Consider the following 16,192-nt stretch of genomic DNA (forward strand, 5'->3'; position numbering starts at 1 on the left):
TGTTTTATTTAGTTCCTTTATTAATTTCTCTCAAAAGTAATCTTCCTAATTTTTCATAGGCTGCCGAAATCCTGTCATACTCCATAACATCACCACTCATTCCTGCAGGTAATTTCCCAACCACTTCATCAGCACTTATGTAAAGCAAAGCAACTGTTGGATTAGCAGTTTCAACAAACTTGATATCAGCAGACAAAATAGCCGGCTGCATCACAAATCCGCCGTGCCATCCCGGAGATATCCACTTTGCATCTACGACAAGTGTATATTTCGCTTCAATGTCTTTTTTAAACTCAACTTTTTTAGAACCCTTTAAAGCTTTTAAAAAATCATCCAGATAAACTGATTTATATCTTTCCCATTCGCCACTCCACTTCTTCCAGCCATCATTGCCTCTTTTCGGATTCGCCAGCAAGTCCTGCTTTCTCTTCTCAAGATATTGAGCCTCTGTTAGTTTTTCTTTCAGAATCAAAACATTATCAAACTTAAGTTCAACATCTACTTGCGTTTGATCCTTTAGAAAGTCAAAATTTCCCGATTCAATTTTTAGCTTTTGCGAAAATACAGTTGTTGTAACTGCTACGAATAGAATTAATAAGAGTTTTTTCATAGTTTTTTATTAAGTATAATTTTTATGGTCGTAAATCTATAAAATTAATCGGTTTTCGGCTGTTTGGATTAAAAACATTTTTCGATAACACTTCAAAATCCACAACTTCGATTTTTGGACTTACTCTCAGTTTTGCGCGGAAATGATCTCTGACTTCATTTACAAAACTCTCGTCCTCACTGTCCGTACTTAGTTTGATAATGATTTCGTCCAAACCAATTTCATCCGACTGAATAACGATTTGATAACACAGAATATTACTAAAATCATTCAAAATATCATTCATCGCCGGCGGATAAAGCGTCGTTCCTTTGTATTTTATCATTTGTTGTTTTCTTCCGATAACAGGACTTAATCGCATTGTATTTCGTCCGCATTTACAAGGTTCGTAATGCGCTTTTACCAGATCTCCGGTTTTAAATCTCAATAATGGAAGCGCTTCAACCCCCAAAGTTGTAATCGTTAATTCACCGCTTTCTCCTTCTTTTACAGGATTTTCGTCTTCATCGAGGATTTCTGTAATAATCAATTCAGGATGATGATGTCCGCCAACTTGGAATTCACATTCCGTGAAAGCCGTACTCATTTCCGTAGAAGCATAAGTTGAAAATAGTTGAATGTTCCATCTTTCCTTTATTTTTCGAGACAAAATATTATCTGTGAAATCTTGATTTTTAAGTCCTTCTCCAATACAAATCGCACCATAAACACTGGAATTTTTGTAATCTAATCCGTGTTTTTCAGCATAATCTATCATTTTCAAAAGAAAAGATGGAACGGTTATCAAATATTTTGGCTTGTATCTGAAAATCGAATCCCATTGCAATTCCGGAATTCCGGGTCCCATTCTCACGACACTTGCGCCCATTTTTCTGAGTCCTAGAAAATAAGCCAAACCGGCCATAAATCTTTTATCAATGGTCGTAATCATTTGCACAACATCACCTTTTTGAATTCCTGCACAAGCAAAGGAAATTGCTTCATTATAAGCTAATCTCTCCAAATCTTTATCCGAAAGTCCGAAAGTTACAGGATCACCCAAAGTTCCCGAGGTCGTACTATAATCAACAATCTCGCTTTGCGGAACACAGAAAAAATCATCATTATTTTGTTGAATATCATTTTTAGAAGTCGTAGGGATTTTTTGTAAATCTTCTAAAAAGTTAATACGACTGATATCAATATTGTTCTCTTTAAAAAGTTTCTGATAATAGGGCGAATGATTTTCCAGATAAACCAAAAGTTCTCTCAATTTGCCTTCCTGAAAGCTTTTGATTGAATCTGAATCTGATTTTTCAATAATTGGGTATAGTTCCAAGGATGATTATTTTAATTTAAAAGTTATTAAACATAAAAAAGTTAAGTGTCATTTTTCTCGCTGATTTCGCAAATTATGCAGATTATTTTCATCTGCTAAATCTTTAAAATCTGCGAGATATTAAATCTGACACACTGAATTCTTTTATGACTTTTGTGGTTTTACTCTTTTGCACAAATTTATAAATTTTATGGTTCTGAATTTGAAGTTTTTAACATTCAAAAACCACTCAAAAGATGTGCTAAAAATCGACAAAAATCACTAAATTCGCAAACTTAATCCACAAGAAACAGATTTGACACATTAAAAATGAGCAAGTTTACCGAATATAAAAATCTTAGCCTTACCGAAACTGCTAAAAACATTGCAGAATTCTGGAAAAATAACGACACTTTCAAAAAATCCGTAGAACTTCGTGAAGGACAACCGGAGTTTGTTTTTTACGAAGGACCGCCTTCTGCCAACGGAATGCCGGGAATTCACCATGTTATGGCAAGAGCGATTAAGGATATTTTTTGCCGTTACCAAACGCAAAACGGGAAACAGGTTTTTCGTAAAGCTGGCTGGGACACGCACGGACTTCCTGTAGAATTGGGCGTTGAAAAAGAATTGGGAATTACTAAAGAGGATATCGGAAAAAAAATCTCGATTGAAGAATACAATGAAGCTTGTAAAAACGCTGTGATGCGTTACACAGATGTCTGGAACGATATGACCGAAAAAATTGGTTATTGGGTCGATATGGAAAATCCATATGTAACTTATAAACCAAAATATATGGAAACCGTTTGGTGGCTTTTGAAGCAGATGTATGACAAAGGTCTCATCTACAAAGGTTACACAATCCAGCCGTATTCTCCGAAAGCTGGAACTGGATTATCTTCTCACGAAGTTAATCAGCCTGGCGCTTACCGTGATGTGACGGACACGACTGTTGTCGCTCAGTTCAAAACTTTGCCGGAAACTCTGCCTTCATTTTTACAAGGTTTTGGTGACGTTCATTTCCTGGCTTGGACAACAACGCCTTGGACTTTGCCTTCAAACACCGCTTTAACTGTCGGACCAAAAATCGATTATGTTTTGGTTAAGACTTTTAATCAATATACATTTGAGCCGATTAATATTGTTTTAGCGAAAGCCTTAACCGGAAAACAATTTGGAAAGAAATATGTTGAAGGAACCGATGAAGATTTTGCAAACTACACTTCAGAAAGCAAAACAATTCCTTATCAGATTTTAACTGAATTCAAAGGTGCTGATCTGGTTGGAATTAAATATGAGCAACTTTTAGATTACGCAAAACCTTACCAAAATCCTGAAAACGCTTTTCGAGTAATTTCTGGAGATTTCGTAACAACGGAAGACGGAACGGGAATTGTTCACACAGCTCCGACTTTTGGTGCGGATGATGCTAAGGTAGCAAAAGAAGCTTCGCCGGAAGTTCCGCCAATGTTGGTTTTGGATGAGAACGGCAACCCGGTTCCTTTGGTGGATCTGCAAGGTCGATTCCTATCTATTGTTAATGATGAAATCTATGGCTTTGCAAATGAATATGTGAAGTCGGAATATCTTAATGATGACGAAAAAACTGCTGAATTTAACATTCAGAAAGAGAAATTAAAATCGATCATCTCGGATTTAAAAGTCTATCTGTCCGTAGATGAGAGAATTGCACTTAAACTTAGAAAAGAAAACAAAGCTTTCAAGGTTGAAAAATATGTTCACAGTTATCCGCACAGTTGGAGAACCGATGAGCCATTGTTGTACTACCCATTGGATTCCTGGTTCATCAAGGTAACGGATGTAAAAGACAGAATGTTCGATTTGAATGAAACCATCAACTGGAAACCAAAATCTACTGGTGAAGGCCGTTTCGGAAACTGGCTGAAAAATGCCAACGACTGGAATCTTTCCCGTTCAAGATATTGGGGAATTCCGTTGCCGATTTGGAGAACAGATGATAAAAAAGAAGAGGTTTTAATCGGTTCTGTTGAGGAATTATACAACGAAATCGAAAAATCCATCAAAGCCGGTTTCCAAAAAGAAAATCCTTTCAAAGGTTTTGTGATTGGCGATATGTCGGAAGAAAACTATGCAAAAGTAGACCTTCATAAAAATATCGTTGACGAAATCATTTTGGTTTCAGCTTCCGGAAAACCGATGAAGCGTGAAAGTGATTTGATTGATGTATGGTTCGATTCGGGTTCGATGCCTTATGCGCAATTGCATTATCCTTTCGAAAACAAAGAACAAGTTGACAATAACAAAGCATTTCCTGCAGATTTTATTGCGGAAGGAGTTGACCAGACGCGTGGCTGGTTCTATACTTTGCACGCCATCGCAACTACGGTTTTCGACTCAGTCGCTTATAAAAATGTGGTATCTAACGGTTTGGTTCTGGACAAGAACGGACAGAAAATGTCCAAACGTCTTGGAAATGCTGTTGACCCATTTGAAACGCTTTCAGTTTACGGACCAGATGCGACGCGTTGGTATATGATTTCCAATGCGAATCCTTGGGAAAACCTAAAATTTGATATTGAAGGAATTGATGAAGTTCGTAGAAAATTCTTCGGAACGCTTTATAACACGTATTCTTTCTTTGCGTTGTATGCGAATGTTGACGGATTCAAGTATCTTGAAAGTAACGTAGAAAACCGTCCAGAAATTGATCGTTGGATTTTATCAGAATTAAACTTATTAATCAAAGAAGTAAAATCTTTCTACGAAGATTACGAACCGACCAAAGCTGCAAGAGCAATCAATACGTTTGTTAATGATAACTTGTCCAATTGGTACGTGAGACTATGCAGAAGACGTTTCTGGAAAGGTGATTATTCTGATGACAAAATTTCCGCTTATCAGACTTTATATACTTGTCTTGAAACTGTTGCTAAATTGTCTGCACCAATTGCACCATTCTTTATGGACCAATTGTTCCAGGATTTGAACAAAGTGACAGGCAAAGATTTGGTAAATTCTGTTCACTTGACGGATTTCCCTGTTGCAGATGAAAGTTTGATTGACCAGGATTTGGTGGAGAAGACACATTTGGCTCAGCAAATTACTTCGATGGTTTTTTCATTGAGAAAAAAAGAAAATGTAAAAGTTCGTCAGCCACTTCAAAAAGTGATGATTCCTGTTTTGGACAAAAAGACAGAAGAGCAAATTTTGGCAGTTTCAGAACTCATCAAGCAAGAAGTGAATGTTAAGGAATTACAACTGATTAATGCAGAAGAAGCGTCGCATCTCATTGTAAAACAGATCAAACCAAATTTCAAAACGCTTGGCGCGAGATTAGGAAAAGATATGAAAACGGTTGCTGGTGAGATTTCAAACTTCAGTTCTGAGCAAATTGCTGAACTTGAAAAATCAGGAAAAGTAGAGGTTGCAGGCTACGAAATTACGATAGAAGATGTTGAGATTTCTACGAAAGACATCCCAGGTTGGACGGTTGCAAGTGAAGGAAAAACAACTGTGGCATTAGATTTGGTATTGACGGATGAATTGAAGGCTGAAGGAGTCGCAAGAGAGTTCATCAACAGGGTTCAAAACCTTAGAAAAGACAAAGATTTTGAATTAACGGACAGAATATCAATCCAGTTGGAAGAATCTTGCCCTTACAAAGAAGAATTTATTAACAATGATGCATATATTTCTGCAGAAGTATTGTCGGATAAAATAGAATTTGTAAATTCACTTTCAAATTATGATGAAATAGAGATAGATGAAGAACAATTCAAAGTAAAAATTGAAAAAAAATAATCAATATTTATTTTCTGTTAAGAATTTATTAATTGAAAGTATTACCAGAATTAATTCAAATTTTATCTTTATTCTTGCTGATTTAAAAATGCGTGGCTGCTAAGGAAAGCCAAAAAAAATAAAAATTTGAACAATTAATAACGATGGAAATGGCAGACGAAAAATTACGATATAGTGATGCTGAACTTCAGGAATTTAAAAAACTGATCCAAGATAAAATTTCAAAAGCTGAGAATGACCTTGGCCTTATTAAAGAAAGTTTTATCAATAATCAAAATAACGGTACAGATGACACTTCACCAACCTTCAAAGCGTTTGAAGAAGGTGCAGAAACGCTGAGCAAAGAACAAAATGCTATCTTGGCATCCAGACAGGAAAAATTTGTTCGCGACTTGAAACACGCTTTGATCCGAATAGAGAACAAAACGTATGGTGTTTGCAGAGTAACTGGAAAGCTGATCCCTAAAGAAAGATTAAAAGCAGTCCCTCATGCTACTTTGAGTATCGAAGCTAAGAACATGCAAAGATAAATAGCTAATTATCAAAATATTAAGTCCGAATTTCTAATTCTAAAGATTGGAAATTGGGACTTTTTTCTTATAACAAAATGACTTATTTAATTATTTTACTTTTGTTTGTGGCGATTGGATTTGTATTGATGAAAAACAAATCCGTCAAAAATATCTTCAAAGCTGAAGAGAAATATTACACGATTGATGATGAATACAACGCCAAAAGAAAAGATCGGGAAGACAAAATCGATAAACTCCTTGGCAAAATGGGAAAAAATGGCTTGGCAGATTTGTCTGAAAAAGAACGCAAAAGGCTGGACGAATTGTCTAAGAAATAAGTAATTTGAATTACATTTGCAAAAATTTTTCTTGAAGAAAAATTAATTTAAAAACATTCAGAAATGGAATCAATCATTGTACATCCAAAAAATTCTATGGAGCTGACAGCACTGAAAAGTGTTTTGAAAGATATGGGAATTGAGTTTGAAAAATTTCACACGAAAAATAATTTTCATAATCAGAAAACCATCCAAAAAATCAGCGAAAGAAAAGAAAAAAAAATTACCCGAAACCAAAAACCAAAAGGATTGTAATGAAGAAGATTGTTGCCATTACTCTATTGATACTTTTCATTGATCAATTTTCTAAAATCTACGTTAAAACTCATTTCTATCTTGGAGAAAGCGTGAATGTTCTCGGACTCAACTGGTTCAAGATGACTTTTGTGGAGAATCCTGGAATGGCTTACGGACTGCATTTCGGTGGATTGTGGGGAAAATATGCTCTGATTCTTTTAAGAATCGTTTTAGCTATTGGAATGGTTGTTCTATTTAAAAAATGGCTGAGAGAAGGCGCTTCCAATTATTTGATTATTCCAATGGCAATGATATTTGCCGGTGCAATAGGTAATGTTTTTGATGGCGTTTTCTACGGTGTAATTTTCGACAGCGGAACTTTTTATGATGCAGAATCCGGAAGATGGATTGATTATGGCGGAATTTCTAAACTGACACAATTCGGTCACGGTTATTCGGATTTGATGAAAGGTTGTGTTGTAGATATGCTGCATTTCCCTTTGGTTGATACAACTTGGCCAGAATGGGTTCCTGTTTTTGGAGGCAACAGAATTGAATTCTTCAAATATATTTTCAACGTTGCGGATAGTTCTATTACGCTTGGTGCATTATTTCTTTATATCTTTAGAAAAAAAGCATTCCCGAACGGATTGGATTTTTAAAGAATTCTAAAATTAAAACACAAATGAAAATACTTAAAAACTTAATCAAAATATTCCTGTTATTTATTGTAGCAGGATTTCTTTTTATCTTTTTTGCCAATTATTCCATCAAAAAAGATAGTGATTCTTTTATTTCGTATTCGGTTTCTGACCTTCCGAAGGTGAAAACCGCAATAGTTTTAGGCACCAACAAAAGCCTGAGCAACGGAAATCCCAATCTTTATTTCAAATACCGAATCGATGCTGCCACAGAATTATACAAATCAGGAAAAATAGAATCGATTATCGTAAGCGGAGACAATTCTGTAAAAGGTTATAACGAGCCTGAGCAGATGAAGCTTGACCTTATTGCCAACGGAATTCCGGCTGACAAAATCTATGAGGATTTCGCCGGTTTCAGAACCTTAGATTCTGTTGTGAGAGCCAAAGAGATTTTTGGACAAAGCAAAATTATTTTCATTTCACAAAAATTTCATAATGAACGGGCAGTTTTTTTAGCTCAAAAATTTGGGATAGAAGCTTTCGGATACAATGCAAAAGATGTCAACAAATATGCTGGACTGAAAACCAATCTTCGCGAATATCTTGCAAAGGCAAAGGCTTATTTGGATATTTGGTTTAATGTTGAACCCAAGTTTGGCGGCGAGAAGATTGAAATCAAATAATTTTTGTTATTTTTAGAATCAATATTCTACTTATGACAAGATTCTTACTTTTGGTTTTCAGTGGTATGCTTTTTCTGTTTTCCTGCAAAGGAAATAAGGAGACTGATGACTTTGCCAATTCTGAAGATTATCAAAATCTCCTTTTGGGAATTCCGCAAGCTCAAATAGATTCTATTCGAAAGAGTGAGGAGAAAAAACAAGTGCTTCTGAGAAAACACTCATACGAGTTGGACTCTGTCACGACGATTGATCTGATGCTTCCCATTGGAAATTTTCTGAAAGAATATTCGTTTTCAAGCAACATTAACATCGTGGATCCCAACTCAACTTCGGGAGTAGATGAAGCGGAAAGCCCTATATCAGTTGGTATTCAAAATCCTTTTTCTGACGGTGATTCAGGAGAAGTTTTGTTGATAGGAAAATCTTCTAACCCTAATATTTTTCCAGTTTCCGACATCAAAAAATTCAATGAAACAGAGAAAATTCTGTTTGAAGGTAAAGATGCTTTGATGTTTATTGATGGATTTGGGAGAAAAAAATTGTATTACAGACAATACAATCCTGCGAATTCCATTTACTATCTTTATACAGCAGAAGTTCCGAAATACGATGATCAGAAGTTGCAATACGCTTCATTATTTTCTATTTACAAAAAAGCTCAAAACCTACTGGCTTTCAACAAAGAAACAACGGCAGAAAATCTAACTTGGGAGAAAGCAAAACCAAGTCTTTCTGAACCTGAATTGAAAAACTACGGCATTTACTACAAATCTTTGGAAAAAGAACTGAAATATTTCTTGAAAAATAATGACAGTGTTAACATCGAAAAGGGGAAAATGCAACTCTATCTTTATCGTGATGAGGATCATACGAAAAACACTTTTGATCAAGTTACGATTTTAGGAAATTCTGAGTTCAATGGAACATTCGACAATTTAGATTTTCAAAATCGATTATATCGTGGTTATTTTCACAGAATTTATGATCGTGAAGACGAGTTCAAAGTCATTAGAAAAATCAGCGACAACAGCATTTTGGTCAAGACAACCCATATTGGTTATAGTTCTGACACGATTAATTATTACATCATCAGTTCCATCAAAACAGAAAAAGGTCAGTTCTATCTCATCAGTCCGACTAATGAAAATGGGAATGATTTAAGCTCTTTGATGAATGATTATTTTAGTAAACATTTAAAAATCTAATGATGAAAGCAATTTTTTCACTTCTGATATTGTCCCTTGTCACAATCTCCTGTAATCCTGTTGGCGAAATCGTAACTGAAGAGACACCACTCGATCCTCAATTGGTCAACACTGTAGAAAATCTTGACCTCAAAAAAGGCGATGTCCTTGTAATCTGGGGAAAAATGGATGCTTCTTTTCTGAAGAATGACAATGTTCCTATTTTTCATCTAAGTTATAACCTTAGCCTCGATGATAAAACGATTGAGAATAAAACCGTAGGAATGTTTGCGGACAACAGCCGAATTATTAACTCTACCCACGAAATCCGAAAAGAAGAAAAGGAAGAAAATAATGCAGATGTTTTCGAAGACACTTCCAGCACAGAAGAATCCTCAACGGAAAAACCAGAAAAGATTGCAAAATCAGATTGGACTTTTGAACAGGAAGTTATTCAAATCCCAATCGAAAAAGACGGCAAATACACCTTAGATTATAAAGCCAACAGCTCCGATCAAGCTGCTGACAGTATGTTTACAAAAGTTTCTGTGATTATTCGGAAGAAATAAATTTACTTCTTATTCAATGTTTGATAGGCGATATAATAAATCCCATAGAAAACGATCGTCAACATAATCATCGCTATGGAAAATGTATGCTTTACAAAATCTAAAACGTAGTCTTTAAAAATAAATTCGGTTGCGTAAAGTCCTCCATAAAAAGGGAAAACCTTAATCATTGTAACAATTGCCGCCAGAATCACTGCGAAAATCCAATTGTATTTTTTGATGTAAGCTACAATCCATACACTTGCTATATAAATAAAACTCAGCAAGAGTCCTTCCACCCTTTTATCATTATCAAGAATGTCATTTTTGTAGTAAAACAAAATCAGCATTGATGCAATAATCAAATGGATTTTCTTGAGTTTATTGATGTTGCCGGCAGATAAAAATTTGATTTTATCATCAAATTTTATCATTAACAAAGACACAATATTGACAACAGGCATCCAGACCGTACTTCCCACAATCCCGTAATATTTCTGTTTCAAAACACTTCTTTCTTTTAAAAGCTGACCAGCAAATCTTGTAGAAATAATGAAGATTGCTATGACAGAAATACTATTCAGCCAGCCAAAAACCGTCAGTTTCTTACCAAAAAAATCGAGCTCCAGCGATACCGCACTTTCGATCAGATAGCCCAAAGAAAAAATAATACAGCTGACAGCAATCAAAACCGTAACACCAAAATAACGATTGGCAAATTGAAGTATTTTATTGGAGAATGTGTATATATTTTCTCTGTTCGAAAGGCAGCTCATTAAAAATAGAAATGCGCCTAAAAATGCTATGCTTCTCACAGACGTAAGAATGTAAAACAATAATGTAATAAAAAATTCTGTAGTTTTTGAGTTGAAGGTAGCCGAGGAAACAATCTGTTCTATAAAATCCAAATCAGAATTATAAAGCGAAAACAAGCCTAAAACAAGCAGAAAGACTTTGACAAAAGACCATTTCCCTGTTATATTTTCTTCACGCAAATAATTTTTGGAGAGAACAAAAACCGTTGCTAATGTTAAAAGAAGTGATGTGTAATTTTTGAGCGTTTTAGAATCGATAATTGTTTCAAAAGGAATGTAATAATCCAAAGTTTGTTTGATATCTTTCAGAAAAAAGAAAGAAAGTATCAACAGTGGTAAAACAATTAGAAGTAGCTTCCAACGCTTGTTAACAACAAAATACCAAGAAAAAAACAAGCAAGCTAATGCCGAAGACAAAAAGTCTAAGAATTTTGCAAGAAATGATGTTTTCACTTCCGGATAAAAATAATTGCTTACAAAATCTATCCCGATATAAATGATCAGAAAAATCCAAAGTTTTTGAATTGATTTGAATATTCTAGGTGATAAAATATCGTTATTCTCCATTTCTCAAATTGTTTTTACTAATATAATCAAAAACCATAAAGGATGTGTTAAAAATACTTATTCAAAAAGAATTTGTTTCCGCACTTCAACTTTCATACTTTTGTCTAAGTCAAAATAACATTAATTTTTAACAATGTCTAGAATCCTAACCGGAATACAAGCCACCGGAACCCCACATTTGGGAAATCTTTTGGGAGCCATCATCCCCGCAATCGAATTATCAAAACAAGCAGGAAATGAATCTTTTCTTTTCATCGCCAATCTGCACTCTTTAACCCAAATCAAAGATGCAAAAGAGCTTAAACAAAACACCTACGAGATTGCTGCGGCTTGGCTTGCCTGCGGACTAGACACAGAAAAAACTTTTTTTTACAGACAAAGCGACATCCCGGAAACTTGCGAGTTATCTTGGCATTTGTCGTGCTTTTTCCCTTACCAAAGATTGACTTTGGCGCATTCTTTCAAAGATAAAGCGGACAGATTACAAGATGTTAATGCAGGGCTTTTCACTTATCCAATTTTGATGGCAGCTGACATTTTGTTGTACGATGCAGAAGTTGTGCCTGTTGGGAAAGATCAATTGCAGCATTTGGAAATTGCCCGTGATGTTGCTTCAAGATTCAACAATCAAATGGGTGAAGTTTTGGTTTTGCCTCAGGCAGAATTGCAGGAAAACACCAAATATGTTCCCGGGACAGACGGACATAAAATGTCTAAATCGAGAGGAAATATCATCAATATCTTCTTGCCGGAAAAAGAATTGAAGAAGCAGGTGATGTCTATCGAAAGTGATTCTAAAACTTTGGAAGAACCAAAAGATCCATCTACGGATAAAATTTTTGCGATCTACGAATTAATTGCTACACCAGAACAAACCGAGGAATTGAGGACAAAATATCTTGCTGGAAATTATGGCTATGGACACGCGAAAAAGGAACTTTTGGATCTAATTCTAGTGAAATTCGCAAAAGAAAGAGAAACGTTCACTTATTATATGAATAACTTAGACGAGTTGGAAGCAAAATTGCAGGAAGGCGCTGGGAAAACCAGAGTTATTGCCACTGAAACAATCAAAAGAGTGAGAGAAAGTTTGGGAATTTAATTCTTCTGAACTTTAAAATATAACAAAGCCTTTCGAATTGAAAGGCTTTTATTTTATAAATATTGTTTGATTTCTGATAAATGCTTCACGAACTTCAAACCTTCTTCCAAAGGATTTTCATCCAAAACATCAAAGAAAATGATATCGATTCCGAAGTTTTGTGCTCCTTTCACATCAGCAACCCAATCGTCACCAATTAGAATACTTTCGTCTTTTTCAGCTTTTGCAAGATTAAGAGAATATTCAAAAATTTCTGGTCTTGGTTTTCTGATGTTGACAGAGTCTGCACTTGTAATCGTATCAAAAAAATCAGCAATTCCGGATAAAATACATTTCCTTTCGGTCACTTCTTGGAAACCGTTGGAAATAATGTGCATTTTGTAATTTTTGTCTTTCAGATAATTAAGTAAATCTAACGCGCCATCAACCAACTCATTATATTTCAGAATTTCGTCTAAGAAATGATGTTCAAAATAACCTGCAAGATTGGCATCATCCACACCGAAATTCAGGAATGTATCATAAAAACGATGTTTTCTCAGATATTCTTTATCAATTTCACCATCTCGGATTTGCTCCCAAAGTTTTTCATTGATGATATGATAAGTGCTGTGAAATTCCTCAAAATCTATCTTATATTTCTCAGAAATCCCTTGATTTTTAAACAGTTCTTGTATTGTCAAATATGCATTCTTGCGGTGATCCCAAAGCGTATTGTCGAGATCAAAAAAAATGTGCCTTATATTTTTCATAAGGCACAAATCTAATCATTTTTGATCCACGTAGGAAAGCTCAGTCATAAAAATCAATTATTAAAATCGAAAAAATTCTAGTTTTTAGAAACCAAAATTGTTTTTCTGTTTTTAGTTTTAAGCGTGTCGATATTCTTAGAATAACTCAGTAAAAAATCGATTATTTTTTTTTTAGGCATCAAAGCTTTTGTTGTTAAAGTGTCGTTTTTTTTCATAGGCTGACTTTTACAACAATAACGCCAAAAAAAAATCTTTATTATTAACTAATTATTATTTTGTTAAAATAATTTTATGTTCATCCATTATTTTTCTCAAATTAATGAGTGCATATCTCACTCTTCCAAGCGTTGTATTGATGCTCGTATCTGTATGATCTGCAATCTCTTTGAAGCTCAAACCATCAAAAAACCTAAGCTTAATCACCTCTTGCTGGTTGTCTGGCAACATCACAAGCATTTTTAGCAAATCTTCATTTATTTGATTAGCTATTAATTTATCCTCAATATTATTTTCCGGTTCTTTGATGATATCAAAGATGGAGAACTCTTCATTCTCGTAAGAAGTTTCAGAAATTTTAATATTTTTAGATTGTAATCTATAATGATCTATGATCAGATTATGAGCAATTCTTTTGGCCCAAAGAATGAATTTGTTTTCTTCTTTGTAGCGCCCTTCTTTCAGCGTAATAATAATTTTGATAAAAGTATCCTGGAAGATATCATTGGCCAAATCTTCATCCATCAACTTGTAAAAGATAAAGGAAAAAAGATCTTTCTTGTGCCTATTAATTAGTGCTGAGAGGGCTTTTTCCTCTCCGCTCTGATAAAGAAGAATCAGTTGGCTATCGGTTTGCGTTTTCATATTCACTCCTAAATATTTGAACCTATGCAGCCATCAATTACAATGTAATCAATCTGACAGTTTCGGTTCTGTTATTATTTTTTTAAGAGTAAATTTTTTCTATACGCAATTATTTTTTAGGTCTGTAAAAGTAATAAAAAAGATTAAACAAAATGTTAAAGGATTGTTAAACTTTCAATTTCTTTTCATTTGATGCAAATAAATCAAAAAAGTTAAATCATTTTATAACCACTAAAGGGATATTTATTGTGAAATTAACATTAAGCCCTTTGAGCTCTTTTCCATTAATTCCATCTTTATTTAGAGAAAATGCATAGCCTCCCATCAAATCAACAATCCCAAAAAGACTGAAACCAACTTTTGGGGCAATATATTTATTAGTAGCTTCTGCTCCGGCAACAAAATAATAAGAATGATAGAAGTCTACGTTTTTTTCAAAATTTAAAAGAAAATCAGCCTGGACTTTTGGCATTATAGCAAATTTTTGGTTTGCTGAACCCATCAAAGCAGAAACTCCAGTTCTGAAAATCACATCATCATTACTCAGAAAAAGTAACTTTCCGCCAACTTCACCAAAACTTTGGTTTTGATAAGTATAGCCAACATTCAACATTTTATGAACGGTTAGTTGCGCTTTTGCCAATCCACAAAAAACAATTAATAATATAATAGTGTAAAGTCTAGATTTCATTTTTTTATCTGATATTATATACGACAAAATTAACAAAAGGGATTTTGAAAATTTTATCTGAGCAAAGGAACATAAAATTTTAGAGAGTTTTTATGTTCCAGATAGAAGTTTAAAATAAAAAACTGCTTTACCAAAAGATAAAGCAGTTTCCAGATTTCTAAAATTCCGAATTTTACAATCCGAATTCTTTTTTAATATCCTCTACTCGATCCAGTTTCTCCCAAGTGAAAAACTCCAGATCTTTCAGGGTTAATTCGTTTTTCTGTCCTTTGTTGAAGGTTTTATCAGCTACGTAATAATCTTTCCCCATATGTCCGTAAGCTGCAGTTTCTATATAGATAGGATTTCTCAATTTAAGATTTTTCTCAACTGCATAAGGTCTAAGGTCAAACAATTGCTGAACTTTCTTAGCCAATTCTCCATCATTGATATCCAATTTTGAAGTTCCATAAGTATTGATATAAAGTCCACAAGGCTCTGCAACACCAATCGCATAAGAAACCTGAACCAAAACCTCATCTGCAACACCCGCAGCCACTAAATTTTTAGCAATGTGTCTTGTTGCATAAGCTGCGCTTCTGTCCACTTTACTTGGATCTTTTCCTGAGAAAGCACCACCACCGTGAGCACCTTTTCCTCCGTAAGTATCAACGATGATTTTTCTTCCCGTCAAACCTGTATCTCCGTGAGGACCACCGATTACAAATTTCCCAGTTGGGTTGATATGGTATTTGATATCCCCATTGAACAATTCCTGAATTTCTGGTTTCTGTTTAGCCTTAACTTTAGGAATTAAAATTTCGATGATATCTTTTTTGATTTTTGCTAACATCGCTTCTTCACTTCCGAAATCATCGTGTTGTGTAGAAACAACAATACTGTCGATTCTTACAGGTTTGTGATCATCAGAATACTCGATTGTTACTTGAGATTTTGCATCTGGACGCAAGTAAGGAATTGCGTTTCCTTCTCTTCTAAGATCTGCCAATTCTTTCAAAATCTGATGAGCAAGATCCAAAGCCAAAGGCATATAATTTTCAGTTTCGTTGGTGGCGTAACCGAACATCATTCCTTGATCACCAGCACCTTGAGCATTTGCTCTCGTTTCAAAGTCTGTTTCGTCCAAAGTTCTGTCAACACCCTGATTGATATCCGGAGATTGTTCGTGAATCGCAGAAATCACACCACAAGAATCACCATTAAACATATATTCACTTTTCGTGTAACCAATTTTGTTGATGACATTTCTGGCGATTTGCTGAACGTCCAGATAAGCTTCAGACTTCACTTCTCCAGCCAAAACAACCTGACCAGTCGTCACAAGCGTTTCACAAGCTACTTTTGAGTTTTTATCATAAGCTAAGAAATGATCGATAAGTGCATCAGAAATCTGATCTGCAACTTTATCAGGATGCCCTTCAGAAACTGATTCGGACGTAAATAAATAAGACATAAATAAATTCCTTTTATATTAATTTGTTTAAGGATAAACTACTGATTGTAAAAAGGAACTAAAAGAGAAAAATCTGTTTTAGCATTTTTTATTGAGGTTGCAATCAGTCAAA

The 16,192-nt window shown here is 34.6% G+C and carries 17 protein-coding genes; 9 read left to right on the top strand and 8 right to left on the bottom strand.

Features of this window, described 5'->3' with window-relative positions; translation table 11 throughout:
- Positions 1-4: 4 nt before the first annotated feature.
- Together KI430_RS11445 and KI430_RS11450 are read right to left on the bottom strand one after the other, a co-directional pair.
- Entirely contained in the window at positions 5-610 is a 606-nt protein-coding gene (locus tag KI430_RS11445) for a hypothetical protein (protein WP_248874900.1), read from the bottom strand.
- Positions 611-632: 22 nt separating this feature from the next.
- Positions 633-1,928, bottom strand: coding sequence for a phenylacetate--CoA ligase family protein (locus KI430_RS11450; RefSeq protein WP_248874903.1), 1,296 nt, complete (start codon positions 1,926-1,928; stop codon positions 633-635).
- 309 nt (positions 1,929-2,237) lie between these two features.
- Here KI430_RS11450 and ileS point away from each other — a divergent pair, with 309 nt between their 5' ends.
- The 8 genes from ileS (at position 2,238) to KI430_RS11490 (ending at position 9,860) form a co-directional block, all read left to right on the top strand.
- Positions 2,238-5,693, top strand: a complete 3,456-nt coding sequence (ileS, locus tag KI430_RS11455) for an isoleucine--tRNA ligase (protein WP_248874905.1) — start codon at positions 2,238-2,240, stop codon at positions 5,691-5,693.
- Positions 5,694-5,842: 149 nt separating this feature from the next.
- Positions 5,843-6,223, top strand: coding sequence for a TraR/DksA family transcriptional regulator (locus KI430_RS11460; RefSeq protein WP_074236510.1), 381 nt, complete (start codon positions 5,843-5,845; stop codon positions 6,221-6,223).
- 77 nt (positions 6,224-6,300) lie between these two features.
- Positions 6,301-6,543, top strand: coding sequence for a DUF6576 domain-containing protein (locus tag KI430_RS11465; RefSeq protein ID WP_248874907.1), 243 nt, complete (start codon positions 6,301-6,303; stop codon positions 6,541-6,543).
- 63 nt (positions 6,544-6,606) lie between these two features.
- The gene (locus tag KI430_RS11470) at positions 6,607-6,798 is read left to right on the top strand and encodes a DUF2683 family protein (protein ID WP_248874909.1); all 192 of its coding nucleotides are present in this window, start codon (positions 6,607-6,609) and stop codon (positions 6,796-6,798) included.
- Positions 6,798-7,442 carry a lipoprotein signal peptidase gene (locus KI430_RS11475; RefSeq protein ID WP_248874911.1) on the top strand — a complete coding sequence of 215 codons (645 nt, stop codon included), beginning with the start codon at positions 6,798-6,800 and terminating at the stop codon, positions 7,440-7,442. The genes KI430_RS11470 and KI430_RS11475 overlap by 1 nt, the downstream gene beginning before the upstream one ends.
- Positions 7,443-7,465: 23 nt before the next feature.
- Positions 7,466-8,107, top strand: a complete 642-nt coding sequence (locus KI430_RS11480) for a vancomycin high temperature exclusion protein (protein ID WP_248874913.1) — start codon at positions 7,466-7,468, stop codon at positions 8,105-8,107.
- Between the two features lie 32 nt (positions 8,108-8,139).
- On the top strand, positions 8,140-9,312 hold the full coding sequence (locus tag KI430_RS11485) for a hypothetical protein (RefSeq protein ID WP_248874915.1): 1,173 nt from the start codon (positions 8,140-8,142) through the stop codon (positions 9,310-9,312).
- Positions 9,313-9,314: 2 nt separating this feature from the next.
- Positions 9,315-9,860, top strand: coding sequence for a hypothetical protein (locus KI430_RS11490; protein ID WP_248874917.1), 546 nt, complete (start codon positions 9,315-9,317; stop codon positions 9,858-9,860).
- A gap of 2 nt (positions 9,861-9,862) precedes the next feature.
- Here KI430_RS11490 and KI430_RS11495 read toward each other — a convergent pair whose 3' ends face one another.
- Positions 9,863-11,221, bottom strand: coding sequence for a hypothetical protein (locus KI430_RS11495; protein WP_248874918.1), 1,359 nt, complete (start codon positions 11,219-11,221; stop codon positions 9,863-9,865).
- A gap of 133 nt (positions 11,222-11,354) precedes the next feature.
- On the opposite strand from KI430_RS11495, the gene trpS reads away from it, so the two are divergent.
- A complete protein-coding gene (gene trpS, locus KI430_RS11500) occupies positions 11,355-12,323 on the top strand; it encodes a tryptophan--tRNA ligase (RefSeq protein WP_248874920.1) in 969 nt (322 codons plus the stop codon).
- Positions 12,324-12,376: 53 nt separating this feature from the next.
- Here the strand turns inward: trpS and KI430_RS11505 are convergent, their stop codons facing one another.
- From KI430_RS11505 to metK, 5 genes are all read right to left on the bottom strand, one after another.
- Positions 12,377-13,075, bottom strand: a complete 699-nt coding sequence (locus tag KI430_RS11505) for a YjjG family noncanonical pyrimidine nucleotidase (RefSeq protein WP_248874922.1) — start codon at positions 13,073-13,075, stop codon at positions 12,377-12,379.
- A 77-nt stretch (positions 13,076-13,152) separates the two neighbouring features.
- A complete protein-coding gene (locus tag KI430_RS11510) occupies positions 13,153-13,290 on the bottom strand; it encodes a hypothetical protein (RefSeq protein WP_248874924.1) in 138 nt (45 codons plus the stop codon).
- 55 nt (positions 13,291-13,345) lie between these two features.
- A complete protein-coding gene (locus KI430_RS11515) occupies positions 13,346-13,936 on the bottom strand; it encodes an RNA polymerase sigma factor (RefSeq protein ID WP_248874926.1) in 591 nt (196 codons plus the stop codon).
- A gap of 217 nt (positions 13,937-14,153) precedes the next feature.
- Positions 14,154-14,627, bottom strand: a complete 474-nt coding sequence (locus KI430_RS11520; RefSeq protein ID WP_248874927.1) for a hypothetical protein — start codon at positions 14,625-14,627, stop codon at positions 14,154-14,156.
- A 172-nt stretch (positions 14,628-14,799) separates the two neighbouring features.
- A complete protein-coding gene (metK, locus tag KI430_RS11525; protein WP_248874929.1) occupies positions 14,800-16,080 on the bottom strand; it encodes a methionine adenosyltransferase in 1,281 nt (426 codons plus the stop codon).
- Between the last annotated feature and the right edge of the window lie 112 nt (positions 16,081-16,192).

Origin of the sequence: Epilithonimonas zeae, from assembly GCF_023278365.1 — a bacterium.
In the GTDB taxonomy this organism is placed as follows: Bacteria; Bacteroidota; Bacteroidia; order Flavobacteriales; family Weeksellaceae; genus Epilithonimonas; species Epilithonimonas zeae_A.